The organism is Sinomonas atrocyanea, from assembly GCF_030812675.1.
Lineage (GTDB): Bacteria > Actinomycetota > Actinomycetes > Actinomycetales > Micrococcaceae > Sinomonas > Sinomonas atrocyanea_B.
Map to the genome: position 1 here is coordinate 458,091 of NZ_JAUSTE010000001.1, position 26,779 is coordinate 484,869.

General features: G+C 73.4%; 26 protein-coding genes and 1 tRNA gene. 10 read left to right on the top strand and 17 right to left on the bottom strand.

What is annotated here, in order from left to right; translation table 11 throughout:
• Positions 1–28: 28 nt before the first annotated feature.
• Positions 29–859, top strand: coding sequence for an aldo/keto reductase (locus J2W20_RS02070; protein WP_307004133.1), 831 nt, complete (start codon positions 29–31; stop codon positions 857–859).
• A 44-nt stretch (positions 860–903) separates the two neighbouring features.
• Here the strand turns inward: J2W20_RS02070 and J2W20_RS02075 are convergent, their stop codons facing one another.
• Entirely contained in the window at positions 904–1,887 is a 984-nt protein-coding gene (locus J2W20_RS02075; RefSeq protein ID WP_307004134.1) for a LysR substrate-binding domain-containing protein, read from the bottom strand.
• Between the two features lie 85 nt (positions 1,888–1,972).
• Between J2W20_RS02075 and J2W20_RS02080 the strand changes: the two genes are divergently transcribed.
• Both J2W20_RS02080 and J2W20_RS02085 read left to right on the top strand, forming a co-directional pair.
• On the top strand, positions 1,973–3,214 hold the full coding sequence (locus J2W20_RS02080) for an MFS transporter (RefSeq protein WP_307004135.1): 1,242 nt from the start codon (positions 1,973–1,975) through the stop codon (positions 3,212–3,214).
• A gap of 46 nt (positions 3,215–3,260) precedes the next feature.
• Entirely contained in the window at positions 3,261–3,779 is a 519-nt protein-coding gene (locus J2W20_RS02085; protein WP_307004137.1) for an Lrp/AsnC family transcriptional regulator, read from the top strand.
• A gap of 18 nt (positions 3,780–3,797) precedes the next feature.
• Here the strand turns inward: J2W20_RS02085 and J2W20_RS02090 are convergent, their stop codons facing one another.
• The 3 genes from J2W20_RS02090 to J2W20_RS02100 all read right to left on the bottom strand — a co-directional run bounded on the left by J2W20_RS02090 (position 3,798) and on the right by J2W20_RS02100 (position 6,001).
• Positions 3,798–4,010 carry a hypothetical protein gene (locus tag J2W20_RS02090; RefSeq protein ID WP_307004138.1) on the bottom strand — a complete coding sequence of 71 codons (213 nt, stop codon included), beginning with the start codon at positions 4,008–4,010 and terminating at the stop codon, positions 3,798–3,800.
• Entirely contained in the window at positions 4,007–4,648 is a 642-nt protein-coding gene (locus tag J2W20_RS02095) for an ArsR/SmtB family transcription factor (RefSeq protein WP_307004140.1), read from the bottom strand. The genes J2W20_RS02090 and J2W20_RS02095 overlap by 4 nt, the downstream gene beginning before the upstream one ends.
• Before the next feature lie 96 nt (positions 4,649–4,744).
• Complete coding sequence (locus J2W20_RS02100) at positions 4,745–6,001, bottom strand: MFS transporter (RefSeq protein WP_307004141.1); 1,257 nt, start codon at positions 5,999–6,001, stop codon at positions 4,745–4,747.
• Between the two features lie 100 nt (positions 6,002–6,101).
• On the opposite strand from J2W20_RS02100, the gene J2W20_RS02105 reads away from it, so the two are divergent.
• From J2W20_RS02105 to J2W20_RS02120, 4 genes are all read left to right on the top strand, one after another.
• The gene (locus J2W20_RS02105) at positions 6,102–6,638 is read left to right on the top strand and encodes an Lrp/AsnC family transcriptional regulator (RefSeq protein WP_307004143.1); all 537 of its coding nucleotides are present in this window, start codon (positions 6,102–6,104) and stop codon (positions 6,636–6,638) included.
• The gene (locus J2W20_RS02110; RefSeq protein WP_307004145.1) at positions 6,635–7,633 is read left to right on the top strand and encodes a magnesium and cobalt transport protein CorA; all 999 of its coding nucleotides are present in this window, start codon (positions 6,635–6,637) and stop codon (positions 7,631–7,633) included. Before J2W20_RS02105 ends, J2W20_RS02110 begins: the two co-directional genes overlap by 4 nt.
• A 38-nt stretch (positions 7,634–7,671) precedes the next feature.
• Complete coding sequence (locus J2W20_RS02115) at positions 7,672–8,661, top strand: malate dehydrogenase (protein ID WP_307004147.1); 990 nt, start codon at positions 7,672–7,674, stop codon at positions 8,659–8,661.
• 89 nt (positions 8,662–8,750) lie between these two features.
• Positions 8,751–9,437, top strand: coding sequence for a DUF805 domain-containing protein (locus tag J2W20_RS02120; RefSeq protein WP_307004148.1), 687 nt, complete (start codon positions 8,751–8,753; stop codon positions 9,435–9,437).
• Positions 9,438–9,558: 121 nt separating this feature from the next.
• Here J2W20_RS02120 and J2W20_RS02125 read toward each other — a convergent pair.
• The 4 genes from J2W20_RS02125 to galU all read right to left on the bottom strand — a co-directional run bounded on the left by J2W20_RS02125 (position 9,559) and on the right by galU (position 12,262).
• Positions 9,559–9,631 (bottom strand) — tRNA-Ala (locus J2W20_RS02125).
• Positions 9,632–9,719: 88 nt separating this feature from the next.
• Positions 9,720–10,595 carry a hypothetical protein gene (locus J2W20_RS02130; protein WP_307004149.1) on the bottom strand — a complete coding sequence of 292 codons (876 nt, stop codon included), beginning with the start codon at positions 10,593–10,595 and terminating at the stop codon, positions 9,720–9,722.
• A gap of 117 nt (positions 10,596–10,712) precedes the next feature.
• The gene (locus J2W20_RS02135; protein WP_307004151.1) at positions 10,713–11,333 is read right to left on the bottom strand and encodes a GNAT family N-acetyltransferase; all 621 of its coding nucleotides are present in this window, start codon (positions 11,331–11,333) and stop codon (positions 10,713–10,715) included.
• A gap of 8 nt (positions 11,334–11,341) precedes the next feature.
• Positions 11,342–12,262, bottom strand: a complete 921-nt coding sequence (galU, locus tag J2W20_RS02140; protein WP_307004153.1) for a UTP--glucose-1-phosphate uridylyltransferase GalU — start codon at positions 12,260–12,262, stop codon at positions 11,342–11,344.
• Positions 12,263–12,310: 48 nt separating this feature from the next.
• Here galU and J2W20_RS02145 point away from each other — a divergent pair, with 48 nt between their 5' ends.
• From J2W20_RS02145 to cpaB, 3 genes are all read left to right on the top strand, one after another.
• Positions 12,311–12,955, top strand: coding sequence for a 5-formyltetrahydrofolate cyclo-ligase (locus J2W20_RS02145; RefSeq protein ID WP_307004154.1), 645 nt, complete (start codon positions 12,311–12,313; stop codon positions 12,953–12,955).
• A 126-nt stretch (positions 12,956–13,081) separates the two neighbouring features.
• A complete protein-coding gene (locus tag J2W20_RS02150; RefSeq protein ID WP_307004156.1) occupies positions 13,082–13,348 on the top strand; it encodes an FmdB family zinc ribbon protein in 267 nt (88 codons plus the stop codon).
• A gap of 95 nt (positions 13,349–13,443) precedes the next feature.
• Positions 13,444–14,154, top strand: a complete 711-nt coding sequence (gene cpaB, locus J2W20_RS02155) for a Flp pilus assembly protein CpaB (RefSeq protein ID WP_307004158.1) — start codon at positions 13,444–13,446, stop codon at positions 14,152–14,154.
• A 23-nt stretch (positions 14,155–14,177) separates the two neighbouring features.
• Here the strand turns inward: cpaB and J2W20_RS02160 are convergent, their stop codons facing one another.
• The 9 genes from J2W20_RS02160 to J2W20_RS02200 all read right to left on the bottom strand — a co-directional run bounded on the left by J2W20_RS02160 (position 14,178) and on the right by J2W20_RS02200 (position 26,729).
• The gene (locus J2W20_RS02160) at positions 14,178–18,659 is read right to left on the bottom strand and encodes a DUF4011 domain-containing protein (protein WP_307004160.1); all 4,482 of its coding nucleotides are present in this window, start codon (positions 18,657–18,659) and stop codon (positions 14,178–14,180) included.
• Between the two features lie 122 nt (positions 18,660–18,781).
• Positions 18,782–20,332 (bottom strand): glutamine-hydrolyzing GMP synthase, encoded by a 1,551-nt coding sequence (gene guaA, locus J2W20_RS02165; RefSeq protein ID WP_307004706.1) that lies wholly within the window; start codon positions 20,330–20,332, stop codon positions 18,782–18,784.
• Between the two features lie 158 nt (positions 20,333–20,490).
• Complete coding sequence (locus tag J2W20_RS02170; protein WP_307004162.1) at positions 20,491–20,976, bottom strand: DUF3817 domain-containing protein; 486 nt, start codon at positions 20,974–20,976, stop codon at positions 20,491–20,493.
• Positions 20,969–21,838: an SURF1 family cytochrome oxidase biogenesis protein gene (locus tag J2W20_RS02175; RefSeq protein ID WP_307004163.1), complete on the bottom strand. Its 870-nt coding sequence runs from the start codon at positions 21,836–21,838 to the stop codon at positions 20,969–20,971. The genes J2W20_RS02170 and J2W20_RS02175 overlap by 8 nt, the downstream gene beginning before the upstream one ends.
• Before the next feature lie 72 nt (positions 21,839–21,910).
• Positions 21,911–22,405: a PTS sugar transporter subunit IIA gene (locus J2W20_RS02180; protein WP_307004164.1), complete on the bottom strand. Its 495-nt coding sequence runs from the start codon at positions 22,403–22,405 to the stop codon at positions 21,911–21,913.
• Between the two features lie 5 nt (positions 22,406–22,410).
• Positions 22,411–24,129: a glycerol-3-phosphate dehydrogenase/oxidase gene (locus tag J2W20_RS02185; RefSeq protein ID WP_307004165.1), complete on the bottom strand. Its 1,719-nt coding sequence runs from the start codon at positions 24,127–24,129 to the stop codon at positions 22,411–22,413.
• 137 nt (positions 24,130–24,266) lie between these two features.
• Complete coding sequence (locus tag J2W20_RS02190; RefSeq protein ID WP_307004166.1) at positions 24,267–25,397, bottom strand: GuaB3 family IMP dehydrogenase-related protein; 1,131 nt, start codon at positions 25,395–25,397, stop codon at positions 24,267–24,269.
• Between the two features lie 43 nt (positions 25,398–25,440).
• Complete coding sequence (locus J2W20_RS02195) at positions 25,441–26,067, bottom strand: hypothetical protein (protein WP_307004167.1); 627 nt, start codon at positions 26,065–26,067, stop codon at positions 25,441–25,443.
• On the bottom strand, positions 26,064–26,729 hold the full coding sequence (locus J2W20_RS02200) for a hypothetical protein (protein WP_307004169.1): 666 nt from the start codon (positions 26,727–26,729) through the stop codon (positions 26,064–26,066). Before J2W20_RS02200 ends, J2W20_RS02195 begins: the two co-directional genes overlap by 4 nt.
• Between the last annotated feature and the right edge of the window lie 50 nt (positions 26,730–26,779).

Sequence of the window (26,779 nt, forward strand, 5' to 3'; positions counted from 1 at the left end):
ATCCGGAGCGGCGCCATAGGCTGGGGCCATGGCTACGGCACCGTTCATCACGCTTCCGTCCGGACACTCCATCCCGCAGATCGGCCTCGGCACGTGGCCCCTCGACGACACCCAGGCCGCCGACGTCGTGGCGGCCGCCCTCGAGCTCGGCTACCGGCACGTCGACACCGCGGAGAACTACGGCAACGAGGCCGGGGTCGGCGAGGGCATCCGCCGCTCCGGGCTCGACCGGGGGGACGTGTTCATCACCACGAAGTTCAACCGCGCCTGGCACAGCGCCGACGGCGTCCGCACGGCCTGGGAGAACGCGGTCCGCAAGCTGGGCGTCGAGTACCTGGACCTGTTCCTCATCCACTGGCCCAACCCCGACCAGGACACCTACGTGCAGGCGTGGGAGGGGCTGATCAGGCTGCGGGCGGAGGGCAAGGTCCGCTCGATCGGGGCGTCCAACTTCTTCCCCTCCCACCTGCAGCGGCTCATCGAGGCGACCGGGGTCGCGCCGGACGTGGACCAGCTCCAGATCAGCCCGTACTGGGTCAAGCACGAGGCGCGCGCCTTCAACCTCGGCCACGGCACCGTCACCGAGGCCTACACGCCGATCGGGCGCGGGCAGGAGCTGCTCGCCGAGGAGGCCGTTCTCTCCGCCGCCCGGGCGCACGGCGTGACCCCGGCCCAGGCGGTGCTGCGCTGGCACACCCAGCAGGGGCTCGTGGCGATCCCGAAGTCGGCCCACCCCGACCGGCTCGCGTCGAACCTCGACGTGTTCGGCTTCGACCTCACCCACGAGGAGCTTGTGGCGCTGGACGCGCTGGACGGACGGGGCCCCGAGGCCGCGGATCCGGAGACCTTCGGCCACTGAGCGCCGCGCGCACCCTTGCCCCGGGAGCGGGGCCGGAGACGGCCCTACCGGCCGAACGCGTCCGCGAGCAGGTCGGCGTCGAGCGCCAGCACGTGCTCGCGGAAGAGGCGCACCTGCGGAGGCTCGCCGACGATCCGCGGCCATACGAGGCCGATCTCGCGGAACGCGCCCTCGTCCTCGAGGGCGAGCTCGGCCCAGCCGAGCGCCTCGCCGTGGCGCGTCGAGCCGTACACGGCGCCGTGCGCCGCGCTCGAGGGCGGCACGAGCGCCACGCCGAGGCCCGCCGAGACGAGCCCGAGCAGCGTGCGCGAGTCCTGGCCCGAGAACGCGATGTCCGGCCGGAAGCCGGCGTCCCTGCCGAGCCGGTCGAGGATGCTGCGCATCCCGAACCCCCGCTCGAGCGCCACGAACGGCTCGTCTGCGACCTCGCCCAGCCGCACGGACTCCCTCCCTGCGAGCCGGTGCCCGGCCGGGACCGCCAGCCGCACGCCCTGGACGTAGAGGGTGGCGCTGTCGAGGTCCCGGGTCGGCTCGGGCCGCGGGGACACGATGGCGAGGTCCACCCGGCCGTCCGCGAGGGTATCCAGGCAGTGCTGGCGGGAGCCCTGGATGAGCTCGAACCGGACGTCGGGGTGGTCGGCCCGGAACCCGCTGACGAACACCGGCACGGCGGACTCGCCGAAGGTCATCTGGAAGCTGAGCCGCACGAGTCCGCGGGCCTGGTGGGCGCGCTCGTGGAGCGCATCGAGCCCGCGCTGGAGTTCCTCGAGCGCCGTGCGGACGGCGGGCAGGAGCTGTTCCGCCGCAGGGGTGAGCCGGATGCCGCGGCCCTCCTTCCGCACGAGCTCGGCACCGACGACGCCGGCCGCCCGGGCGAGCGCACGGCTCACCGTGGGCTGGGGCACCCCCAGGAGCTCCGCGGCGGCGGTGACGTGCCGGGTCTGGCCGACCGCGTCGAGGACGGGGAGGAGGGGCAGGAGCCTCGCGAGCTCGCCGTGGAGCGGGGCCGGCGGTCTGGCCGGGGTCATCGGGCACCACCTATGCATTGCGGGCATGTGTTCCATCGATAAGTGTATTGGACGCATGCATTGGCGGCTTCCTAGGGTGGGGGACATGAGCGCAGGCCCCGGGACAGCACCAGCAGCGGCCCGTTGGCAGGGCCACCCGAAGGGCAGCCGGGGTTATCGGCGGCTCATCCTGGCCCTCGCGTTCGCCGGGGTCGCGACCTTCGCCCAGCTCTACTCGCCCCAGGCGCTCCTCCCCCGCCTCGCCGCCGAGCTCGGCATCGACCCTGCCCGGGCGGCGCTCACGGTCTCGCTCGCGACGCTGGGCCTGGCGGTCGCAGTCCTGCCGTGGTCCTTCGTCGCGGACAGGATCGGCCGCGTCGGGGCCATGCGGTGGGGCATCCTCGCCGCCACGGTGCTCGGGCTCGCCGGGCCGCTCGCCCCGAGCTTCGAGGCCCTCCTCGCCCTGCGCTTCCTCGAGGGCGTTGCCCTCGGTTCCGTCCCGGCAATCGCGATCGCCTACCTGAGCGAAGAGGTCAGCAGGGCCCACGCCGCGGTGGCCGCGGGCACCTACATCGCCGGCACCACCGTGGGCGGCCTCGCCGGGCGCCTCGTCGCAGGCCCGCTCGCGGACCTGATCGGGTGGCGCCTGGGGATCATCGCGGTGTCGGTCCTGGGGGCGGTGGCGGCGGTGGCGTTCATTGTCCTCGCCCCGCGGTCCCGGGGCTTCTCCCCCGCACCGCGGACGCAGGGCGGGATCGGCGCCGCCGCGGCCGCGGTGGCCCGCAAGCTCGCCGCACAGCTGCGCAGCGTGCGCCTGCTCATGCTCTACGCGCAGGCGTTCGTGCTCATGGGCTCCTTCGTGGCCGTGTACAACTATCTGGGCTTCCGCCTCGAGGCCGCGCCGTTCTGGCTGCCGGCGAGCCTGGCGAGCCTCGTGTTCGTCGCCTACCTCTCGGGGACCTTCAGCTCAGGCTTCGCCGCCCGCCTCAGCGAGCGCTACGGGCGCCGCACCGTGCTCGTGGCGAGCACCGTGGCGATGGCGGCGGGCGCCGTCGTGCTGGCCGCGGAATGGCTGCCGGCAGTCCTCGCCGGCCTGCTCGTGTTCACGGCGGGCTTCTTCGCCGCCCACGGCATCGCCTCGGGCTGGACCGGGGCCCTCGCCCCGGCGGGGCGGGCCCAGGCCGCCTCCCTGTACAACCTCGGCTACTACGGCGGCTCAAGCCTGCTGGGCTGGGCCGGCGGGCTCGTCTTCCACACCGGGGGCTGGGCCGCGCTCGTGCTGGGCGTCGCCGGCGTGGCGCTCGCGACGGCGCTCGCCTCCTGGGCGGTGCACCCCGCCGAGCGATGAGCTCCGCTCGCATATCATGGGCAGGCCGCAACCGAGGAGGAAACCCGTGACTACGCCGAGCCCCGGCCGCCCGCAGCCCGCGGCCGGCCACCACCCTCCGGGCGGCGAGCCCCTCGACGAGGTGGACCGCAGGATCCTGGCGGCACTGGTCGAGGATGCCCGGATCACGAACAAGCAGCTAGCCGAGATCGTCGGGATCGCCCCCTCGACCGCCCTCATGCGCACCCGCTCGCTCTCAGAGCGCGGCATCATCACCGGGTACGAGGCCAAGGTGGACCTCTCGGCGGTGGGACGCAGCGTTCAGGCACTCATCTCGGTGCGCCTGCGCGCCCACGACCGCGACCAGATCGACGCCTTCACCTCCCGGGTGCCGCAGCTTCCCGGGGTGCTGGCCACGTTCCACACCTCCGGCGCCGTCGACTACCTGCTGCACATCGCTGTCGGCAGCACCGAGGAACTGCGCGACTGGGTGCTGGACCACCTGACGACCGATCCGGTGGTGGGGCACACCGAGACGACGCTCGTCTTCGAGCAGATCCCCGGCCGGGGGCCGCTGCCGGACTGAGCCCCCGGGCCGTTGGCTCTAGCGCAGCCAGTGGTGAAGGCCGAGCGGCTCGGCGAAGCGGGCGTCGGCGCGCCGGTCCTCCGCCTGGGCCAGGCGCTCGACGTCGATCCCGCGGCCCCGGGGCCGCTCGGCCCAGGCGACGAGGGCCTCGCCGAGCCGCAGCGCGAGCTCCTCGGCGGCGGTGCGGTGGGCGGTGCGGGCGGCCGGACGGCCGATGGCGGCGGTGCTCATGGCTTCTCCTGAGGGGGGTGCGGGGCCGCGGCGGCGTGCCTGCCGACGGCCAGGGGGAAGGCGTTGATGTGGATCTGGACGGGGCGGAGGCCCTCGGCATCTCCCTGTCCGCGGTACGGCGCGAGGAGCTCCTCGGCGTAGGCCTCGAGCCGGGCCGAGACGTCGGCGAGCTGCGCGGCCGTGAGCCGGACGTTGGTGGTGCTGACCATGGCCGAGTCCGACCAGTCGGAGGGTTCCTCGAGCCAGCCGCGCTCCATGAAGTCCGCGAGGGCGGCCGCCCGGTGGTGCTCGAACTCGCGGCTCACCAGATGCGCGGCCTCGCTGGTCGCGGGGTTGTCGGCGAGTTCGCGCGTGACGATCTGGAGGCTGCCCTTGGGGCGGTCCCACCACCGCTCGCGGGCGGAGCCCCGGCCCTCGACCTCGCGCAGGAAGTCATGCCTGGCGAGCTGGCGGAGGTGGTAGCTCGTGGCCCCGGTGGACTCCCCGAGGAGCTCGGCGAGGGTCCCGGAGGTCTGCGGGCCCAGCCGCGAGATGGTGTCGAGGATCTGCACCCTCAGCGGGTGGGCGAGTGCCTTGAGCGAGGCGACGTCGACGGTGCGCTTGGGCTCCGGGGCGCCGCGTCCTGGGGTTGTCTCCACTCTTGAAGGATAAATACGCAAAGGTTTCTTTGCAAGTGGTTCTTTGCAGTCATTTGTTTGCAGAAGGTTCTCTGCTGGCGGTTCGTGGCTCCCGGATCAGCGCCGGCGGGCCCCCAGCACCAGGGCGGCCGCCGCGAGCGCGGCCGCGGCTCCGGCGCACGCGCCGAGGAACCCGACCGCCGCGGCGGTCAGGCCCACCGCACCGACGGCCGCCCCGAGGCCCACCACCGGAACGGCGCTCCCGAGATAGGTCACGACATAGAGCAGGCTCACCGTGCGGGCGTGCGCCGTGGCCGGCACGGACGCCGCCACCGCGTCGAATCCTGCGCGGAACGCGGTCCCCTGCCCCAACCCGGCGGCAGCGCTCGCCACGATGAGGACCGCAGGGTTCTCGGCGGCGGTGCCCCAGGCCAGGGCCGCGAGGGAGGCGGCGAGCACGGCGAGGCCGCCGGCCCCGTCGGTTCGCCCACGACGCCGGCCGGCCGGCGCCAGCACTTGGCTCACCGCGGAGGAGGCGAGGGACAGACCCGCGAGCGCCCCGAGCAGCGGCGGCGACCCGTGCCCGAGTGCGCGGGCGAAGACGCCCGGGGAGAGGGCGAGCTGGTAGCCGAAGAGGGCGAAGCTGAGGAAGCCGGTGGCCGCCGCGACCCAGAACGAGGCCCGCGCCGGCGGAGCCGGGACGGCGCCGCGGAGGCTGCGCGGGGCCAGCACCCGTCCCTGCCGGGCGCCCGCGGGGAGCTGCGGGGCGGGCCTGGCCCGCACGAGCACGAGCGGCACGAGCAGCACCCCGAGCGCGGCCGTGTGGAGGAGGAATGGGACCGCCGGGCCGCCCGACGTGAGGGCCAGGGCGCCGCCGAGGAGCGGGCCCAGCGCCACGCCGCCGGAGGAGGCGAGCAGCGTGAACCGCGAGGCCCACTCGGGCCGGTGCGGGAGGAGCTCGCGCAGCGCCGCCGCGCAGGCCCCAGTGGCCAGGCCCACGGCCATGCCCTGGAGCGCCCGGCCGGCGCAGAGCTGGAGGAGCGACCCCGCGAACGCGAACACGGCGCTGCCGGCCATCCCGACCAGGACGGCCAGGACCATGGCGGCGCGGCGGCCCACATGGTCGGACCAGTGGCCGGCGCTGACAAGGACCCCGACGAGGGCCAGGACATAGCTCGCGAACGCCACCGCGGTGCCCAGGCTCCCGTAGCCGAGTCGCTGCTGCAGGCCCGCATAGAGCGGGGTGGCGAGGTTCGCGCCGATCAGGAGCAGGAAGAGGACGGAGCCGGACAACACGAGCCGCACGGTGCGCGTGGCATCCCAGCCGGTCCGGGCCGCGGGCGCGCGCATGCGCAGCTCGGCAATCAGGGTCATGCCCCCAGAGTCGGGCAGAATGGCCGTGAAGGTCATCTGGAGCGCCCTGCATTGAGCTCCGTGACCAAAAGATGTTCTCGCACTGACCTTGGAGTGATCAATGAGCGCATTGGACGCCACCGATCTGCGGCTCGTGCTGGCCCTCGTCGAGGAGCCCCGGGCCCAGATCGCCGAGCTCGCCGCGCGCGTCGGGGTGGCGCGGAACACCGTGCAGAGCCGGCTGCGCCGACTCGAGCGCGCCGAGGTGCTCCGCAGCAGCGGACGGGACGTGGACCTCGAGGCGCTGGGCTATGACGTGGTCGCCTTCATCACGCTCGAGGTGGTGCACCGCGAGCTCGACTCGGTGGTGGCGGGGCTGCGGCGCATCCCCACCATCCTCGAGGCGTACGAGATCTCGGGCCGCGGCGACATCTGGTGCCGCCTCGTCGCCGGGGACACCCATGAGCTCCAGGCCTCCCTGAGGCAGGTGCTGCGCATCAGGGGGGTCATCCGCTCCGAGACCGTCCTCGCGCTCCACGCCCACATCGACTACCGCGCCGACTCGCTCCTGCGCCGCGCCGCGGACCGCACCCGCCGCGCCGCGGAGACCGCGGCAGCACCGGCGTCGGACGCCGGGCCGCCGATAATGGGCCAGTGACGATCATCGACAACGCCGTCTATGTCGACGGCCGCAGGGCAGCCCACCCCGAGTCGCTCGAGCAGACCTTCGAGACGCTAGAGGCGACCGGCGGCAGCATGGCGTGGATCGGCCTCTACCGCCCCTCCCCCGAGGAGATGGCCGAGGTCGCCCACGAGTTCCACCTGCATGACCTGGCCGTGGAGGACGCGATCAACGCCCACCAGCGGCCCAAGATGGAGCGCTACGACGAGATGCTGTTCACGGTGCTGCGCCCCGCGCGATACATCGATGCGACGGAGACGGTGGAGTTCGGCGAGCTGCACGTCTTCACCGGCCCGAACTACGTCGTCACGGTCCGGCACGCCGAGACCGCCGGCGTGGGGCTTGTCAGGAAGCGCCTCGAGGCGGACCCCGGCCTCCTGCGCCATGGGCCCGAGGCGGTGCTCTACGCCCTGCTGGACCGGGTCGTGGACGACTACAAGCCGGTCGTCGCCGGCCTCGAGAACGACATCGACGAGATCGAGGACCAGCTCTTCGCCAACGACCCCGGCGTCTCGCGCCGCATCTACGAGCTCACCCGCGAGGTCATCCAGTTCCAGCGCGCGGTCCACCCCCTCAAGCGCATGGTGGAGGGCCTGGAGGGAGGCTTCGGGAAGTACAGGGTCGAGATCGAGCTCCAGCGCAGCCTGCGGGACGTGCACGACCACCTCGAGCAGATCGTCTCCCGCGCCGACGCGTTCCGCGACCTCCTGCAGAACGCGCTGGTCCTCGACGGCACCCTCACGGCCAACCGGCAGAACGAGACGAGCCTGGCCCAGAACGAGCAGGTCAAGCGGATCTCCTCGTGGGCGGCCATCTTCTTCGCCCCGGCCCTGGTCACCGGCATCTACGGCATGAACTTCAAGACGATGCCCGAGCTCGAGTGGGACCTCGGGTACCCGTACGCGCTCGTGCTCATGGTCGTGGCCGGCTTCGCCCTGTGGCTGGTGTTCAAGTGGAAGCAGTGGCTCTGAGCCGTGCCCGGCACGGCGGGGGCAGCTAGGCTGGCCGGATGACCGCCCAGCAGCCCGTCACCGTCACCGTCACCGGAGCCGCAGGCCAGATCGGCTACGCGCTCCTCTTCCGGATCGCGAGCGGCGCCATGCTCGGTGCGGACACGTCGGTCCGGCTCAAGCTCCTCGAGGTCCCCGCCGCCGTGCGCGCCGCGGAGGGCACGGCCCTCGAGCTCGCCGACTGCGCCTTCGGCCCCCTCGTCTCGGTCGACGTCACGGACAGCCCGGCGGAGGCGTTCGACGGCGCGGACGTCGCCCTGCTCGTGGGGTCACGGCCACGGACGGCGGGCATGGAGCGCTCGGACCTCCTCGAGGCCAACGCCGGCATCTTCGGGCCCCAGGGCAGGGCCATCAACGACCACGCGGCCAGCGGCGTGCGCGTCCTCGTCGTCGGCAACCCGGCCAACACCAATGCGCTGATCGCGGCGACGAACGCCCCGGACGTGCCGCGTGAGCGCTTCACCGCCATGACGAGGCTCGACCACAACCGTGCGGTGGCGCAGCTCGCGGCCAAGCTCGGCTGCCGCACGCCGGACGTGGACGGAGTGTCCATCTGGGGCAACCATTCCGCCACCCAGTACCCGGATGTCACCCATGCGACGGCGGGCGGCCAGCCCGTGCCCTCCCTCGTGGACCAGGCCTGGCTCGAGACCGAGTTCATCCCGCGGGTGGCCCGGCGCGGAGCCGAGATCATCGAGGCGCGCGGGGCGTCCTCCGCCGCATCCGCAGCGAGCGCGGCGATCGACCATGTGCGGGACTGGGTGCACGGGACACCCGGGCGGTGGACCTCCTCCGGTGTGGTCTCGGACGGCTCCTACGGAGTTCCGGAGGGGCTCGTGAGCTCGTTCCCCGTACGCAGCGAAGGCGGCCGGTTCTCGATCGTGCATGGCCTCGACATCCCGGAGTTCTCCCGCACGCGCATCGACGCGTCCGTCGCCGAACTCGAGGCAGAGCGGGAGGCCGTGCGCGGCCTGGGCCTGCTCGGCTGACTCCCCGGGCCTTCGTACCCTTCCCCGGCCCGTTGGGGCGTTCCTAGCACGATGGCATCGCCTTCCATCCGGCAAAAGGAACGTCTCCGATGACCATCCAGCAGCCTCCCTACGCGGCCGGCGGTGCAGTCCCCCCGCTCGAACTCCCCTACTACGGCGCTCCCCCCATCGAGGCGGTCAAGCGCGTCTTCCAGAAGTACGCGGTCTTCACAGGCCGCGCGAGCCGCAGCGAGTACTGGTGGTGGGCGCTCGCCTCGGCGATCGCGTCCGGGATCCTCAACTCGATCGGCCCCACCGTCATCAACGGCCAGTCCACAGGCACGAGCCCCCTCGGCGGGCTGTGGTTCTTCGCCACGGTAGTGCCCGGCCTCGCGGTCGCGGCGCGTCGGCTCCACGACGCGAACCTCAGCGCGTGGTTCCTCCTGCTCGTCCTGATCCCCGTGCTCGGCTGGATTGCGCTGATCGTGATGCTCGTGCAGCGGGAAAACCCCCTGGGCCAGCGCTTCGACAGGTATCCCGGCGCCGGCTACCTCCAGCGGCGCTCCGGTGCGCAGCAGCCCCAGTACCCATCCCAGCAGCAGCCCCAGTACCCCCCGCAGCAGCAGCCCTTCGGGTCCCAGCAGCAGCTTTACGGGTCCCAGCAGCAGCCTTACGGGTCACAGCAGCAGCCCCAGTACCCGGCCCAGCGGCCGCCCTACCCGCCGGCACCCGGCAGCGGCCCGGACGCCACCCCCGGAGCCAGCCCCGGCCCAGGCCCCGGCGACGGGCGGCCCTAGCGGGCCTAGCCCTAGCCGGGGCTCGAAGCGGGGCAGCCCGGAGCACGTCCACTCCGAACACAGACAGGGTCCCAGCCTGACTGGCTGGGACCCTGAAAGTTCCCCCTGACGAGGGACAACGTGGAGCCTAGGGGATTTGAACCCCTGACCTCTTCGATGCGAACGAAGCGCTCTACCAACTGAGCTAAGACCCCTCGGTGCGGGAACTACGTTACTGGTGCGGCCGCCAAAATCCAAATCGGAACGGGCCTCGGAGCGGTCGCCTGCCGGCCTTCGGAGACGCTAGGCGCGCCGCCGCTGGAGGACCTCGTCGAGGTTCCCCAGGGCTCCGCCACGGGCGGCCCCCTTGGCCGCGCCGAGGGCGGGCACGTCCGGCACCGAGCCGGGTTCGGGCGCCTCCGCAGCGGGCTTGAGGGGGCGCCCCTCGGGGGCGGGCGCGGCGGCCACCGGGATCGGCTCGGGATCGGGCCGCTCGGCCTTCGCCGCCTCAAGGTAGGCGGGCCTGGGGACCTCCGTGGGGGCCCACTCGGGGTCCTGCTCGCCACTGGCCCGTGCCGCCGCCTCCGCGCTGGCCTGGGAGGCCTTGGCGACTTCGAGGGCGATGGACCTCAGTTCCTCCTTGCTCACGGTGCGCGGAGCGGGCGCCGGCTCTCGGCCGGCGTCGAACACCTCGCTCTGCGTCCGCGCCGGCGGTCCGGGCTTCGGAGCGGGCGTGGCCATGGCCGCGCTGAAGGCCGTGCTCAGCCGCCGCTTCCGGTCGCGCACGGCCAGGGAGCGGAGCACCGCCACGGCGCCCACTGCCGTGGCCAGGCAGGCGAGCGGCACCCAGGCCGGGACGCCCACGATCATGAGGACGAGGGTGACGACGGCGGCCACGAGGGCGCCCAGCCCCATCAGGGCAACAGCGAGCCGGCCCCACCGGATGCGCAGCCGCGGCGTCCCGGCCACGGGGGCCGCCGGAGCGGGTGTGCCGCCCCGGGCCGAGGAGGACATGGCGGATGCGGCATCGCGCCGACCGGGCTCCAGGGACTCCATGAGCAGGGCAGCCTCGCCGGCCGGCTGCTCGGCGCGCCGACGCAGGAAGTACGGGGCAACCCACAGCAGCCACACGATCACGGCGGCGCCGAGCACCGTCGAGCTGCTGAGGGCGAGATCCATACTCAGAACCGTAGGAGGATCGCCGGGGCGCCGCCCGTATTAGCGCCGGTGTGTCGCGAGAACCTCGGCGGAAGGAGGGACTGCCGGCAGCGGCGGGGCCCGCCGTCGTCCGTCGCCTCAGCGGCGGGAGGCGAGCCAGCGGCCCAGCAGGCCTCCCTCGGGGACTTCCTCGGCGGTGAGGGCGAAGGACTCATGGTCCGCCCACGCCCCGTTGATGTGCAGGTAGCGGGGGCGGAGGCCCTCGTGCCGGAAGCCGAGCTTCTCGACCACCCGCAGGCTCGGGGCGTTCTCCGGGCGGATGTTGATCTCCATCCGGTGCAGGCCCATCTCGCGGAAGCAGTGGTCCGTCACGAGGGCGACCGCCGTCGGCGCAATCCCCCGGCCCGCGTGCTCGCGGTCCACCCAGTAGCCGAGGGTGGCCATGAGCGCCGAGCCCCACACGATGGAGGACACCGTGAGCTGCCCGACGATCGGCGCCTTGCGGGCACGGGGGTCATCGAGGGTGATGACGAACGGCAGCGAGGACCCCTCCCGGGCCTGCCGGGTGAGGGAGCGGACCATGTCCCGGAAGGTGGGCAGGGAGCCGCCGGGCTGCGGGTTGGAGGCCTCCCACGGGGCGAGCCAGGCCCTGTTGCGGGACCGCACCGCCATCCACTCCGCGCGGTCCCCCATCCGCAGCGGCCGGAGAGCCAGGTCTCCGGCGCGCAGCGTGACGGGCCAGAGGCCCGATGCCGACATGCTCCGCGTCAGCCGCGGGCCGACGCCGCGTCCGCGCCCTCGGCCACGAAGTCCGCGAGCCACGAGCGCAGGTCGGCGCCGAACTCGTCGCGGTCGCACGCGAGGGTCACGACGGCCTTGAGGTAGGAGAGCTTGTCCCCGGTGTCGTAGCGGCGGCCCCGGAAGACCACGCCGTACACCCCGCCGCCCTCGCCCTCGCGCCGGGCGAGGGTCTGCAGGGCGTCGGTGAGCTGGATCTCGTCGCCGCGTCCCGGCTCGGTGCTGCGCAGCACGTCGAAGACGGCGGGGTGGAGCACGTAGCGGCCGATGATGGCGAGGTTCGACGGGGCGTCCTCGGGAGCCGGCTTCTCGACAAGCCCGTGCACCTGCACGTAGCTCTCGCCAGCGACCTCGGTGACGTCGGCGCAGCCGTAGGAGGAGATCGTCTCGTGCGGGACCTCCATGAGGGCCACGACCGAGCCGCCGGTGGCCTGCTGCACCCGGATCATCTCGCCGAGGAGCTCGTCCCGCTCGTCAATGAGGTCGTCGCCGAGGAGCACGGCGAAGGGCTCGTTGCCCACGTGGCGCTCGGCGCACAGGACGGCGTGACCGAGGCCCTTCGGGTCGCCCTGGCGGACGTAGTGGATGTCGCCGAGGTTGTTGGACTCCTGGATGGCGGCGAGCTTCTTGCGGTCGCCCTTGGCCTCGAGCGCGGACTCGAGCGAGGGGACGCGGTCGAAGTGGTCCTCGAGCGCGCGCTTGTTGCGGCCCGTGATCATCAGGATGTCCTCGAGGCCCACCGACACCGCTTCCTCGACCACGTACTGGATCGCGGGCTTGTCGACGACGGGGAGCATCTCCTTGGGCATGGCCTTGGTCACCGGCAGGAACCGAGTCCCGAGACCGGCGACAGGGATGACGGCTTTCCTGACAGCTCTGGAGGTAGACACGAGGCACACTCTATACGAGTACGGGACATGCACGGATAGAGTCACGCCATGGAGACCGCCGAGCTCAAGTCCTCCCTGCGCGCCCGGATCTGGTCGGCGCGCCGCGCCCTCGCGCCCGCCGATGTGGCCGCCGCCGCGCCCCTCATCGCCGGGCACGGCCTGGCGTGGGCGCGCCGGACTCTGCCTGCCGGGTCCGTGGTGACCGCCTATCTGGGTGTGGGCGTTGAGCCCCCCACGGCGGACCTCCTCGGGAGCCTGCACGCGGACGGGTTCCGGGTCATGCTCCCGATCTGCCTGCCCGCGCGGCAGCTCGGCTGGGTCGAGTGGCACCCGGGGATCGAGTTCGCGCGGAGCCGCTATGCCCCGGTGCAGGAGCCGGTGGGCACGGTGGCGGCCGCCGATGAGGTCCTCGCCGGCGGTCCCGGGCGTCCCCCGGTCTCGGGGATCCTCCTCCCGGCCACGGCCCTGGACGCGGACGGCCGCCGCCTCGGCCAGGGCGGCGGGTACTACGACCGCTTCCTCGCCCTCGCGGCGGCGCTCGGGACGCGCCTTCCCACCGCGGCCGTGGTGTACGACGGCGAGGTGCTCGCCTCGGGTGCCGTCCCGGCGGATGCGCTGGACCGCCGCGTGGACGCCGCCGTCACCCCAGGCGGGATCATCGGCCTGGGCGGCGCCGGGGCGCGAACGGAATAGCCGCGCGCGCGGGCCTGTTAGCATTAGCACTCGAGGCCCGTGACTGCCAACCGGACCGACGCTCCCGGAGCGGGGACGCCGCGCCGGGCGGTGCGGCGGCCTCTGCCCTGTTCAGAAGGAGTTCCTGTGCCTACCTACGCCTACGCCTGCAAAGACTGCGACCACGCCTTCGAGACGGTCCAGTCGTTCAGCGACGCCTCGCTCACGGTCTGCCCCGAGTGCGGCGGCACGCTGCGCAAGAAGTTCAACACGGTAGGCGTCGTCTTCAAGGGCTCTGGCTTCTACCGCACGGATTCGCGTGGGGGCAGCTCCAGCAGCACCCCGGCCGCCTCTCCGGCCAAGGAGTCCGGGTCGAAGGACACCAAGCCGGCCGCTGCAGCCGCCGCCAACTGACCTTCTTCCCCTCCACAGGCGGCGCAGCTCGCGTGCCGTGCACATAGGCGACCTCGCCTGACGCAGGGCCGGCGCCGCCGCCCTAGCGTGGCGGCATGACCCGCAGCCCCGCGCCGAAGCGCACGCCCGCCTCAGCCCGTCCCTGGGCGTCCGTTCCGCGCAGCCCGCTGCGCCGCTTCCTCGACCGGCGCCGCCGCACCCTCGCGGCGGCGCTGCTGTGCGTCGCAGCCGGCGCCGCCGTGCACGAGCTGACGCCGCCCACTGCCGCCATGGCGCCCGTGGCCGTTGCCGCGCGGGACCTCGCCGGCGGGGCGACCCTCTCCGGAGGCGAGCTGCGCGTGGCCCGGCTTCCGGCCGACGCGGTGCCGCAGGGCGCCTCCTCGGATCCCTCCCGGCTCGTGGGGCAGCGGCTCGCGGGCCCGGTGCGCAGCGGGGAGGCCATCACGGACGCAGGCCTCGTCGGGCCGGGGCTCCTCGCGGGGACCGCCGCGGATACCGCAGCAGTCCCGGTCCGGGTCGCGGACCCGCCCTCGCTCCAGCTCCTGCGGCCGGGCCAGCTCGTCGACGTGATGCTGAGCACCGACGCCGGCGGCGGGCCGGGCGCCGGGACGGTCCTCGCGGCCCGGGTGCCCGTCCTGTGGGCCGGAGCCCCGGGCGGCGCTGGTGCAGCTGGGGCGTGGCTAGGATCCCAGGACGCCGAGGGCCTCCTCGTGGTCGCCGCTCGGCCGGATCAGGCGGCCAAGGTTGCCGGCGCGTCCGCGCGCGGGAAGGTGTTCTTCACGCTCGTCGACGCCGGGCCCCGCTGATGCGCGCCGCCCCGACCGCCCGCTCAGCCCCAGTGCGGCGGCCGCTGCTCCTTGAGCCACCGCTCGCGCGCCCGCTCGGCGCTGCGGCGCGTCACCGGCTCGTAGGGCCGCTGGGGCGCCGGCTGTTCCGGCTCGTCCGCCTCCGCTGGGCCGGTCCCGGGCACGGTCACTCGACGGGCCCCGCGCGGACGGCGGAGCTCTCCGGCGTCGGCGGGATCGCCCGTTTCGGTGGGGTCGCCGGGCTCCGCGGCATCGGTGGCCTCTGCGCCACCGGCAGTCTCCCCGGCGGCCGGGGCCACGTCCGGGGAGTCCTCCTCGCCGGGAGCGCCGCCATCCTGGCGCCCCGCCTCATGGGCGGCGCGGCTGGGCACCGGGGCGCCGTGGGGTCCCTCGTGCGAGTCGGCGGTGCCACCCTCAGGGAACCACCCGCCGACGGTCTCGGGCGGCGCGGCCTCCCCAAGCGGGGGCTCAGGGTTGGACGTGTACGGGACGGCTGCGGACGGGATCGCGGTCCCGTCGCCGCCCGCGGTCTCCTGGCGGTCTCCGCGGTCGGAGCCGTGGGCCCCGTCAGGCTCCGTCATAGCGGCACTCCCCTCGTTCTCCCTGTGGCTGCGGCTCCCGCCGGCGGAACTCCAGGCGGTCCCGGGGCCGGAGGCAGCGGTGCCGTGGCGTCCCTCGCGTCCGCCGGCCCAGGCATCTTCGAGGAACCCGGCAGTGCCGTTCTCGTCCGCGTCGGTCGCGAGGCCGAGTTCACCGGCGATCATCTCGGCGCAGCCACTCGGGTCGGTGAAGACCTCGATGGTCCAGAGCGTGAAGTGCTTCCAGCCGAGGCGCCCCAGCAGCTCGGGCCGCTGGCGCGTCCGCTCGCGCACGCTCATCGAGCGGTAGCGGTCGGTGCCGTCGGACTCGACGGCCACGGGGATGCTCGTCTCGTGGTCCTCGCGGCCGATCGTCAGCACGGGGTCGATCGCGGCGGCCATGTCCACCGCACCGTCGTAGTGGTGCCAGACGCGGGCCCCGCGCGAGCTCAGGCGGTCCCCCAGGTCCGTGACGAGGGGGTCGGCCCCCAGCGCCTCGGCACTGGCCGCGGCACGGGTGGCCGGGGTCCCGAGCTGGGTGTTGCCGCCGAGCTCGCGGTCGAGGAGCTCGTAGAAGTCCGAGGCGCCCTCGCTCAGGCGCGTCACGTCGAGCTCGGACGGCTGGAAGCAGCTGAGCACATGCAGGCTGTGCCGCGCCCGGCTCATGGCCAGGGCGAAGCGCCGCCGGCCGCCGGGCTCGCTCAGCGGCCCGAAGTGGTGCATGGCGCGCCCGTGGGGCGTCCTGCCGAAGCCCAGGGAGAAGATGACGTGGTCCCGGACCAGGCCCCCGGCCCGGTCGATGTGGACCACACGGAACGGTTCGGTCCCGCCGCTGAAGAAGGCCACGAGGTCGGGATGGTTCGCCATCTGGAGCCTGATCGCCTCGCCGACGCGGGCGGCATGGTGGGCGCTGGCGGTCACGACGGCCAAGGACACGCCGGGCCGGTGCCTGGCGTGGTCGAAGACGAGGTCGACCACCCTGTTGACCTCGGCGGCGACGGACTCGACGCCGCCGTCCTCCCCGCTCGGGAGTCCCGTGCCGTCCGGCAGGTACTCGAGCAGGAACGGCCGGTCCAGTCCGGTCACGCTCGGTCCGTCGGGCAGGCGCCGGAGACGGCCGGAGTAGAAGCGGCGGCTCAGCTGGAGGTCCAGGTCCTCGTCCACGGACCTGTAGGCAGTGCGCAGGCGCACGGATGGCAGGACGCGGGACAGCGCCGTCAGCGCGCTGTCCACCGAGAGGGCGAGCGGCTGCCCGGCCTGCTGCTCGACCGACACCGAGAAGGGCCGGGGGTTGGCGACCTGCGGATCGCCGAACGCGATGATCTGCCGCCCGCGGCCGATGCCGGGCAGGGCGGCCCGCAGCGGCATCGAGTCGGCGTCGAGCAGGAGGACGGCGTCAAACCGGCGGTCCCGCGGCAGGGCCGCAGCGAGGGCGTAGGGGCTGCACATCCACACCGGGACGAGCGGCCGGATGAGCCGGGGCGACTGGCGCTCGAGCGCGGCCAGGCTGATCCGGCCGTCCTTGAGGATCGCTCGCAGCGACTCCGCCTCCCGGGGGTGCCGCTCGATCGATTCGGCCCACTCGCGGGCCAGGCGCCAGCGCAGCCGCGCGGCACCGCTGGCGATGTGCGCCCGGTCGGCCCGGACGAACTCCGACTCGGCCCGGCGCAGCTGCTCGCCGTCGGACATCGCGAGGTAGTCGTCGCCGCTGATCATGGCCTCGAGCACGGACTGCCACCACGCGAGCTCGAGCTCGGCGGCGACGACGACGGGCGCGACCTCGCGCTCAGTGAGGTCGGCCAGGAGGTCCGTGAGCCCGTGCTCGCGGAGCTCGTCCTCGAGCAGTGTCCGCTCCGGGAGGGAGCGCAGGATCGGAGAGTCTTCGGCCAGCTCGTCCAGCCGGGCGCGCAGCTGGGCGATGTCCGTGTCGAGCAGGCGTCCGCCCAGTCTGGTGGGCGCCACGATGGCTCCGAGCCGCCGCAGCCCGCGTTCGGCATCCACGTAGGCCTCACGGAGCTCCGCGAGCCCGGAGGGGACCGAGGGGTGCCGCTGCGACGCGGCGCAGGCGGACCAGGCCTCGCGCTGGGACTGGACCAGCACCAGAGAGCTGTGCAGGTCCGCCAGGTGCACCCCGGGGCGCACGTATTCCTTGGCGACCCGGCGCAGGCGGGAACGCTGCAGTGCGGTGATCTCGATCCCGCGCTCACGCCGCCACGCGGCGGGCGCGGTGGCGGCGATGAGGTCCATGACGGGGCGGTCGAAGATGTCCGGGGTGAACTTGTCCAGGCTCTCGCGGACGGCGACAAGGAGCTCGAGCTGGCGGCCCCATCCGCCCACGGTCCGCTCGAGGCGGATCTCCGCGTGCGCGGCCACGGCGTTCATGCGCTCCTCGAGCGCGGGGACCTCGGTGGCCAGTCTGGCCGCCAGTTCGCGGGCCTCTTCGGTCTCGCGCCGGGTGACGAGCCGGGCCCCATGCCAGGGGCTCTCGGCCGCCGCGCGGCTGAAGCTGCCCAGCTCGGCCGCCCGGCGGAGCCGTTCGCTGAGGCCCGCCCGGTCTCTGATGCTGTCCAGCACACTGCGCTTGAGCCGCACCGTGGTGGCGGGCGCCGGGTGGAGCGAGGTGAGCGCGGCAAGGGACTGCATCGCCTCGTACGGGGAGCAGCCCCAGCGCTCGCGCACGTTGTGGAGGGAGGCCACGTGGTCCATGAGCTGGTGGCGGCGCTCCCGCAGGACCCGGTAGACGCCTTGGAGGCGGGGCTCCTGCGACTTCTCATTGCGGACGATCGATCGCACCACCTGCTGGCGCAGCTGGCCCGGGGTGACGGTGGCGCCCAGCTGCAGGGCGAGGGAGCCGAGTCCGAGTTCCTCGCAGCGGCGGTGCAGCTCGGCGAGGCTGGCGCGACGCTCGGCGATGACCAGGACGGAGCGGCCAGCGTCGACGAGCGTCGCGAGCGCGTTGACGGCGGTCTGGGTCTGGCCGGTGCCCGGCGGGGCCTCGACCACGAGCGAGTCGCCGGCGCGCACGGCGTCGACGACGAGTTGCTGGTCCGCGTCGGCATCGAGGACGAGGAACTCCTCCTCGGGATCGCGCTCGTCGAGGGGCTTGAACCGCGAGTCGTCGAGCGGCTCGGGCGCCGGGTGCACGGACCCGGACGTGGAGGCCAGGGCCGCGAGGACGGGGTGCGCGGCGGTGATCGACGGATCCTCGAGGGATTCCTCCAGGTCCGCGAACGTCGAGACGAGGAGCCGGGACTCCACCTGCGCGCCCGCGATGGGCGCGATGAGGGTGCGGACGCGGTCGAGGACCGGCTGGGGGTCGAGGCGGGCCGTGCTGTACGCGAGCTTCTCGATGGCGGCGGCGTCGACGTCGATGCGGTGGATCGAGCGCAGGTGCCGCACGAGGGCCGGGTTGATCCGGGCCTGCTCCGTGAGCTTGAGCTCGAAGTCGTCCTGCTCGGGCCGGACGGTGAGGGCCACCGCCGCGAGCAGTACCGGTGCGCTGACCCGCCGCGGCTTGCCGCCGACGGCCGAGGTCCAGGTGGCGAGCCCGGCGGCGAGGTGGCCGGCGTCGACGCCGCGCTCGTTCGCGAGCTCGTGGGACTTCGCGCGCAGGTTGCGGGCCGCCCGCGCGGCCCGGGTGTAGTCGTGCCGCTCCCGCAGGAGCGTCGAGAGGCGCGTCCGGCGGCCGGCGAGGAGCTGCGCGAGCCCGGAGGCATGGGCGCGGGTGAGGTCGATGCTGCCGTCGGTCCCCGGGTAGTACCCGAGCATCGTGTCCGGTCCGGTGACGCCGGGCAGCGCGGAGAGCCACGCCTCAAGACGCGCTTCCTCCTCGGGGGACGTCGTCTCGGGCACGTCTTCGCTCTCTTCGCGCTCGTCGGCAGCAGCTGCAAGTGCGCTGGCTCGTTTGCCTGTGGACCATCTCGGCATAGCTTCGAGGTTAGCCTGTCAACCCGTCCACCTATGGGTGCAACGCTGTCGGAGCCCAAATCGGCGCCGGCCGGCACCCTCAGGGGTGCCGGCCGGCGACGTGCTGGAGTAGGCGGCGACGCCTACTCCCACTCGATGGTGCCCGGCGGCTTGCTGGTGACGTCGAGGACGACGCGGTTGACGCCGTCGACCTCGTTGGTGATGCGGTTGGAGATCTTGGCGAGCAGCTCGAACGGCAGGCGCGACCAGTCGGCCGTCATGGCGTCCTCGCTCGAGACCGGCCGCAGCACGATCGGATGCCCGTACGTGCGGCCGTCGCCCTGGACGCCCACGCTGCGGACGTCGGCGAGGAGCACCACAGGCATCTGCCACACCTCGTCGTCGAGGCCGGCGGCGGTCAGCTCCGCGCGGCCGATCGCGTCGGCCTTGCGCAGGAGCTCGAGGCGTTCCGCGGTGACCTCTCCGACGATGCGGATGCCGAGGCCGGGTCCGGGGAACGGCTGGCGGCCGACGATCTCCTCGGGGAGCCCGAGCTGGCGCCCGACCGCGCGGACCTCGTCCTTGAACAGGGTCCGCAGCGGCTCGACGAGCTCGAAGCGGAGGTCCTCGGGGAGGCCGCCCACGTTGTGGTGGCTCTTGATGTTCGCCGCGCCCTCGCCGCCGCCGGACTCGACGACGTCCGGGTAGAGGGTGCCCTGGACCAAGAACTTGATCTGCTCGCCGGCGGCCTGCGCCTCGTTGACGATGGCGCGCTCTGCCTCCTCGAACGCCCGGATGAACTCGCGGCCGATGATCTTGCGCTTCTGCTCGGGGTCGGTGACGCCGGCGAGCGCGCTGAGGAACCGCTCCTGCTCGTTGGCGACGTAGAGCTTGACGCCGGTCGCCGCGACGAAGTCGCGCTCGACCTGCTCGGCCTCGCCCTCGCGGAGCAGGCCGTGGTCCACGAACACGCACGTGAGCTGGTCCCCGACCGCGCGCTGGACGAGGGCGGCGGCGACGGCGGAGTCGACCCCTCCGGAGAGGCCGCAGATCACGCGGGCGTCGCCCACCTGGGCGCGGATCCGCTCGACCTGCTCCTCGACGATGTTGCCGGTGGTCCAGTTCGGCTCGAGTCCGGCGACCTCGAACAGGAAGTTCTCGAGGACCTTCTGGCCGAAGTCGGAGTGCTTGACCTCCGGGTGCCACTGGACGCCGCCGAGGGCCTTCTCAGGGTTGACGAACGCCGCGACGGGGGCGCCGGCCGTGGTCGCGAGCACCTCGAAGCCCTCCGGTGCGCTCTGGACGGAGTCGCCGTGGCTCATCCACGTGTTCTGCGTGGCGGGCACCCCGCTGAGGAGGGAGTGCGGCTCGCCGACCGAGGTGGTCACCGTGGCGCCGTACTCGCGCAGGCCGGTGCGGGCCACGACCCCGCCGAGGGCGTTGGCCATGGCCTGGAACCCGTAGCAGATGCCGAACGCCGGGACCCCGGCCTCGAACAGGTCTGCTCCGACGCTCGGCGCCCCCTCGGCGTACACGCTCGAGGGACCGCCGGAGAGGATGATGGCGGCAGGATTCTTGGCCAGGATCTGCTCGGTGGTGAAGGTGTGCGGGACGATCTCGGAGTACACGTTCGCCTCGCGGACGCGGCGCGCGATCAGCTGCGCGTACTGTGCCCCGTAGTCCACCACCAGCACCGGCCTGTGGGCGGTCTGGGCGCCGTGCTCCTCCGCCGAGGTCTGGGAAGCTGTAGTCACCCATCAAGGGTACCGGACCACAGGCTCCGGTCCCGGGGCCCTGTGGCCCCCGCCTCACTCCTGCAGCAACGCCACCGGACGCTGCCGGCCGCGCCGGGTCAGTAGCGCTGGCCGGCGTCGGGGTGCGATTCGAGGTCGCGCTCGGCCTCGGCATGCATGCGGCGCTCGACGATGAAGCTCAGGAACGGCACCACGCCGCCGAGGGCCATGAGGATGAACCGCGGGAAGGGCCACCGCATGAGCGACCACAGGCGGAAGTTCGAGATGAGGTAGATCACGTACATCCAGCCGTGCACGATCAGGATGGTGATGGAGAGGTTCACCCCGCCCACGACCCCGGCGGGCTCGGCATCGGCGAAGCCGAAACCGAACGGCTTCCCCGTGAACGCGTCGGAGCCGCCGGCGTAGAGGAACTGGCCGAAGGCGTAGCGGGCGATCATCTCGGCGCACAGCAGCAGGAGCATCGTGCCGGTGATGTACGCCGCGACCCGGTAGAACTTCAGGGCAGAGCGGATCTGCGCGACGGTGCCTCCGAACCTCCGCTGCCCGGCAGCGCGGCCCAGAGCGGGCTTGGGGTCAATCACGGTTTCCTCCGGTCTCGGAGGGCGCCTTCTCGGCGCCCGGGGTGGGCTTCTCAACAGGGGCCGCGGCGCCACCGGCGGCGGCCTCGGCGGCCGCTGCGTCGGCGAGGGCGTCCTGGGTGCGCTCGTAGTCGTCCCGCACGAGCCTCCACCACAGGAAGATGGAGAACCCGGCGAAGACGACCCACTCGACGGCATAGAAGATGTTCAGCCAGTTCACGGGCTGCTCCACCGGCTGCGCCGTGATGCTCAGCGGTTCGAGCCCGGGGGTCGCGGCCGCGCCGGCGCCCGACGGCGTGGCCTCCTTGGTCACGCCGACGAACCCCGTGTAGCTGGGCACGTCCCAGATGTTGATGAGCTGGGCCACCGAGAGGGTGGCAATCTGGCCCGCCGCGACGTCCTGGGCGGCCTGCGGAGCCTCGGACGGCTCGAGGCGCCCCGTGAGGGTCAGCGGGCCCGGGGGCGGCGGGGCCGCATCCTGCGGCGAGGCGATCCAGCCGCGGGCCACCGGGATCACGGCGCCGTGTTCCCCGCCCACGGCGGGCGCGCCGTCGACCGTGAAGGCGGTGACCACCCACCAGCCCTTCTGTCCGTTCTGCAACCGGTCCCGCACGAGCACCTGCCGGCGCGCGTCGTAGGCGCCTCGGAGGGTGACCATCTGGTCGGCGGCAGGGGCCGGGAAGACCTCGCCCGGGCGCAGGACGCCGCTGAGCGGCTTGACGTCCTCGATGGTGCGCGGCGCGGGCGGCGCCTCGGAGACGGAGCGGGAGAACTGCCACTGGCTCAGGAGCACGAAGACCCAGGACACGACGAGCGCTCCCACGAGCGCCGCGATCCACTGGGGCTTGAGGGCAGTTCGGAGCACCCGTTAACGGTACTCCGACAAGCTGTAGAAAACGTAAACGCCCTCAGGCGCCACTGGCCGGGGCCAGAGGGCTCAGGGATCGGCGAAGAGGAGCGCGGAGTTGACGAGCTCGGCGATGATGTCGGGATCGTTCGCGCGGCGCAGGGAGTCGCGGAAGCCCTCCTTGGACAGCGAACGGGCCATCGTGGCGAGGACCTCGAGGTGCTCGGAGAAGGAGGCCGCCGGCGTCGCGATCAGCAGGACCACGTACGCGGGGCCGTCCATCGCGCCGAAGTCGAGGGCGTGCCCGTACTTGGTGATGCCCACCGCGATCGAGGGCTGGCGGACGTGCTCGCTGCGCGCGTGCGGCAGCCCGATGCCGCCGGGCAGGCCGGTGGCGAGCTGGTGCTCGCGGGCGGCGACGTCGGCGAGGAAGCCCTCGAGGTCGTCGATCCTGCCCTCGGCCGCGAGGCGGCGGGCGAGCTGGCGGGTGGCGTCAGCCCGGCTGTCGGCGACCATCTCCAGGATCACCAGGCCCGGGGTGGTCAGCTGGGCGTCGTAGCGGTCGAACGAACCGGGCAGGGGCATGCGCGCTACTTTACCGGGACGATGTCCTCGGCACCCATCCTCGCGGCCTCCGCGGACTCGTCGTCCGGCTGCTGCTGGCTCAGCCGCTCGGCCTCGACGCGGGCGAGGTAGTGCGCCACCTCGTTGTCCCGCTGGGTCTGGCTCCAGCCGAGGATCGGGGCCATGAGGTCCGCGACGACGGGCGCCGCGGACACGCCGCGGTCCCACGCCTCGATGGAGATGCGGGTACGGCGCGTCAGGACGTCCTCGACGTGCCGGGCCCCCTCGTGGGTCGTCGCGTACACGGCCTCCGCACGGAGGTAGTCGTCGGCGCCGGGCATGGGCTCGGCGAGCTCGGGATGCTCCTTGACGAGGGCGAGGACCTCCTCGGTGAGCGAGCCGAAGCGGCGCAGCAGGTGCTCGACCCGGGCCACGTGGACGCCGGACCTGTCGGCGAGGCGGTGGCGCCGGTTCCAGACCGCCCGGTACCCCTCCGCCCCCAGGAGCGGGACCCGGTCGGTGCACGAGGGGGCGATGCGCTCGTCCATCGCGCGGGTCGCCTCGTCCACGGCGTCCTTGGCCATGACCCGGTAGGTCGTGTACTTCCCGCCCGCCACGACCACGAGCCCGGGCACTGGATGGGCGACGACGTGTTCCCGGCTGAGCTTGGTCGTGGACTCGCTCTCCCCCGCCAGCAGCGGCCGGAGCCCCGCGTAGACGCCCTCGACGTCCTCCCGCGTGAGGGGGCGCTTCAGGACCCGGTTCACGTGCTCGAGGATGTAGTCGATGTCGCTGCTGGACGCGGCGGGGTGGGCCTTCTCCAGCTTCCAGTCCGTGTCCGTGGTGCCGATGATCCAGTGCCGGCCCCAGGGGATGACGAAGAGGACCGACTTCTCGGTGCGCAGGATGAGCCCGACCGTGGACTGGAACCGGTCCCGGGGCACCACGAGGTGGACCCCCTTGGACGCGCGCACCTTGAGCTGGCCCCTGTCGGTGACCATGCCCTGGGTCTCGTCGGTCCATACCCCGGTGGCGTTGATGACCTGCTTGGCGCGGGCCTCGAACTCGGTGCCGGTCTCCTGGTCCCTCATGCGCGCCCCGACGACCCGCTCGCCCTCCCGCACGAAGTCCACCACGGCCACGCGGTTGGCCGCGTGCGCCCCGTACTGCGCTGCGGTCCGCACGAGGCCGGCCACCATGCGGGCATCGTCGACCTGCGCGTCGTAGTAGCGGACGGAGCCGACCATGGCGTCCTCGCGCAGGCTCGGGGCGGCCCGGAGCGTGCCGCGCCGGAACAGGTGCTTGTGGATGGGCAGCCCGGTGCCGTGCCGTGTGAGCCCCAGCGTGTCGTAGAGGATCATGCCCGCGCCCACGTATGGCCGCTCCCAGAAGCGCCGGGTGAGCGGGTAGAGGAACGGAACGGGATGCACGAGGTGGGGCGCGATCCGCTGGAGCAGGAGGCCCCGCTCCTGCAGGGCCTCCTGGACGAGGCGGAAGTCCAGCATCTCGAGGTACCGCAGGCCGCCGTGGATGAGCTTCGACGAACGGGAGGAGGTCCCGGAGGCCCAGTCCCGGGTCTCGACGATCCCGACCTCGAGCCCGCGGGTCGCCGCGTCGAGCGCCGAGCCCGCGCCGACCACTCCGCCGCCGACCACGAGGATGTCGAGCTCGCGCCCCGGCTGGGCCGAGTCCTTGAGCCGGGAGAGGGAGGCCTCCCGGTATTCCGGGCTGAGCTGTGCGGTCATCTTCGTGCCCCTTTGCCTCGGCGAGGCCGTCCTGCCGCCAGGACGCCTCTGCGGAACCTGCCTGGTTCCGAGTCTAGGGCCGCCCGCCACGGATCGTCAGGGGCCGAGCGGGCCCCTCACGGGACAGAGGACGCACCTCAGCGCTGGGGTGCCACCACCACGTCGACGCGCTGGAACTCCTTCAGGTCCGAGTAGCCGGAGGTGGCCATCGAGCGGCGCAGCATGCCGACGAGGTTGCTCGTGCCGTCAGCGTGGTGGCCCGGGCCGAAGAGGACCTCCGCCATGGGCCCGACCGTGCCGACGTTGACGCGCTCGCCGCGCGGTGTCTCGGGGTGGTGGGCCTCGGCGCCCCAGTGCCAGCCGCGCCCGGGCGCCTCCTCGGCGCGGGCCAGGGCGGAGCCGAGCATGACGGCGTCCGCGCCCATGGCGATGGCCTTGACGATGTCGCCCGAGGTGCCCATGCCGCCGTCGGCGATCACGTGCACGTAGCGGCCGCCGGACTCGTCCATGTAGTCGCGGCGCGCGGCCGCGACATCGCTGATCGCGGAGGCGAGCGGGGAGTGGATGCCCAGCGCGCGGCGGGTGGTCGTCGTCGCCCCTCCCCCGAAGCCCACGAGGACGCCGGCCGCGCCGGTGCGCATGAGGTGCAGCGCGGGCGTGTAGCCGGCGGCGCCGCCGACGATCACGGGCACGTCGAGCTCGTAGATGAACTTCTTGAGGTTGAGCGGCTCCTGGTTCTTGGAGACGTGCTCGGCGGAGACCGTGGTGCCGCGGATCACGAAGAGGTCGACGCCGGCGGCGAGGACCGTCTTGTAGTGCTCGAGCGTGCCCGACGGCGTCAGCGACCCGGCGACCGTCACACCGGAGTCGCGGATCTGCGCGAGCCGGGCCGTGATCAGCTCGGGCTGGACGGGCACGGCGTAGAGCTCCTGCAGCCGGCGGGTGACGGCGGGGCTGGAGGGCTCCCCCTCGAGGCCGGCGATCTCCGCCAGAACCGGCTGGGGGTCCTCGTACCGGGTCCAGAGGCCCTCGAGGTCCAGGACGCCGAGGCCGCCGAGCCGGCCGAGGGTGATGGCCGAGGACGGCGACATCACCGAGTCCATCGGGGCGGCGATGACTGGCATCTCGAACTGGTAGGCGTCGATCTGCCACGAGACCGAGACGTCCTCGGGGTCACGGGTCCGGCGGTTCGCCACGATGGCGATGTCGTCGAGGGAGTAGGCGCGGCGCCCGCGCTTGCCACGGCCGATTTCGATCTCGTAAGTCACGGCTCCAAGCCTACTGGACCGCGGCGGACCGTCCCCCGGCCCCCTACAGCGGGCCGAACGGCCAGCGCGGATCGGCCCACTCGGCCGCCATCTGCTCCAGGGTGGTCCGCAGGTCCGCCCGGCGCGCCAGGAGCGCCCGGAACTCCTCGCGGGCGTGCTCGTTCCGGTACGCGGGGATGAACAGGACGGCGGCGAGCACCGCGAGCGGGACGATGACCGCCGCGGCAAGCCCCGTCACGGATCCGGGGGTGGGCTCGAGGCCGGGCTGCCGCAGGACGGCCACGAGCACGAGCACCGCGATCAGCACCCCGGCGCCTCCCCACAGGGCCCAGGCTGCCGCCATGGTCTGCGGAGCCCGGGTCACGGCGGGCAGCTTGGTGCGCAGCGCGTGCCGTGCCCAGCGCGCGCGGAGCCCGCCGGCCAGCACGGCGAGGGCCAGGCCGGCGACGAGGACGCCGGCGCCGCCCGCGGTGGCGCCCGCGGCGAGGAGCACGGCGCCGCCGAGGACGCCCGCCGCTGCCAGGACCCACAGGACGCCGAGGGTGCCCTGCCGCTGGCCGTGGTTCGCGGCCATGATGCGCAGCGCCGTCGGCGACTCGGGGTTCGCGGACCCGAGCTGCGGGTCGAGCCAGTAGTCGAGCGGCTGGCGGCCGCGGTCCACGGAGCTCACGCGCCGAGGGCCGCGGCGAACTCGTCGAAGCACCCGGGGGCTGCGACCGTGCGGGCGGGCGGCCGCTCCTGGCGGCCGACGGCGAGCTCGAACGTGCCGTCCTCGGCGGCCTTGAGGTGCGCGGCCCGCGGCTCGGCACCGGCCACGTGGCGGGTGACCGAGACGGCGGCGGGAAGCCCGTCCGGGGCGGTCTGGAGGTAGTCCCCGGCGACGGCCAGCGCGCCGCGGAGCAGGCCTCCGCCCGGCTCCGCCGGGTAGAACCGCTGGGTGCCGCGCCGGTCCAGATTGACCATGAGCGCCCCGCCGGGGGCGCCGACCCCGAACACCACGCTCTCGGCGGCGGGGGTCACGAGCGCGATCTCGAGCCATTCGTCGGCCGCCAGCAGGATGGCGCCGATGGTCGCGACGGGCTCCTTGAGGACGAGGTCCTCGCCGTCCACCTCGGCCAGCCCGCGCACCACGAGCGTCGTGGTGCCGGCCTGGGTGAGGAGCGCGTTGTCCGCGAAGGCCTCGAGGCGGAAGATCCGCCGTGACATGGCCGTGCCGGGCCCGTTCCCGAAGGAGAGGAGCGCGAGGATCTCGTGGTCGGTCAGCAGCACCGAGGCGTCCTGCCCCGCGGTGCCGGACGCGGGCGCCCGGCCCGCGGTCGTCGTCTCGTTCATGATGCGTCCCCTTGCCTTGTCCATGCTCCCCACCGCAGCCTATCCGCCCC

Excerpts from the sequence above, each read along its gene's own strand:
- J2W20_RS02070 (WP_307004133.1), top strand. The coding sequence starts at position 29 with ATGGCTACGGCACCGTTCATCACGCTTCCGTCCGGACACTCCATCCCG.
- J2W20_RS02145 (WP_307004154.1), top strand. The coding sequence starts at position 12,311 with ATGGAGACCGCCGAGCTCAAGTCCTCCCTGCGCGCCCGGATCTGGTCG.
- J2W20_RS02160 (WP_307004160.1), bottom strand. The coding sequence starts at position 18,659 with ATGCCGAGATGGTCCACAGGCAAACGAGCCAGCGCACTTGCAGCTGCT.
- J2W20_RS02075 (WP_307004134.1), bottom strand. The coding sequence starts at position 1,887 with ATGACCCCGGCCAGACCGCCGGCCCCGCTCCACGGCGAGCTCGCGAGG.
- J2W20_RS02120 (WP_307004148.1), top strand. The coding sequence starts at position 8,751 with ATGACCATCCAGCAGCCTCCCTACGCGGCCGGCGGTGCAGTCCCCCCG.
- J2W20_RS02135 (WP_307004151.1), bottom strand. The coding sequence starts at position 11,333 with ATGTCGGCATCGGGCCTCTGGCCCGTCACGCTGCGCGCCGGAGACCTG.
- J2W20_RS02185 (WP_307004165.1), bottom strand. The coding sequence starts at position 24,129 with ATGACCGCACAGCTCAGCCCGGAATACCGGGAGGCCTCCCTCTCCCGG.
- J2W20_RS02080 (WP_307004135.1), top strand. The coding sequence starts at position 1,973 with ATGAGCGCAGGCCCCGGGACAGCACCAGCAGCGGCCCGTTGGCAGGGC.
- cpaB (WP_307004158.1), top strand. The coding sequence starts at position 13,444 with ATGACCCGCAGCCCCGCGCCGAAGCGCACGCCCGCCTCAGCCCGTCCC.
- J2W20_RS02115 (WP_307004147.1), top strand. The coding sequence starts at position 7,672 with ATGACCGCCCAGCAGCCCGTCACCGTCACCGTCACCGGAGCCGCAGGC.
- J2W20_RS02100 (WP_307004141.1), bottom strand. The coding sequence starts at position 6,001 with ATGACCCTGATTGCCGAGCTGCGCATGCGCGCGCCCGCGGCCCGGACC.
- J2W20_RS02200 (WP_307004169.1), bottom strand. The coding sequence starts at position 26,729 with ATGAACGAGACGACGACCGCGGGCCGGGCGCCCGCGTCCGGCACCGCG.
- J2W20_RS02130 (WP_307004149.1), bottom strand. The coding sequence starts at position 10,595 with ATGGATCTCGCCCTCAGCAGCTCGACGGTGCTCGGCGCCGCCGTGATC.
- J2W20_RS02105 (WP_307004143.1), top strand. The coding sequence starts at position 6,102 with ATGAGCGCATTGGACGCCACCGATCTGCGGCTCGTGCTGGCCCTCGTC.
- J2W20_RS02090 (WP_307004138.1), bottom strand. The coding sequence starts at position 4,010 with ATGAGCACCGCCGCCATCGGCCGTCCGGCCGCCCGCACCGCCCACCGC.
- J2W20_RS02180 (WP_307004164.1), bottom strand. The coding sequence starts at position 22,405 with ATGCCCCTGCCCGGTTCGTTCGACCGCTACGACGCCCAGCTGACCACC.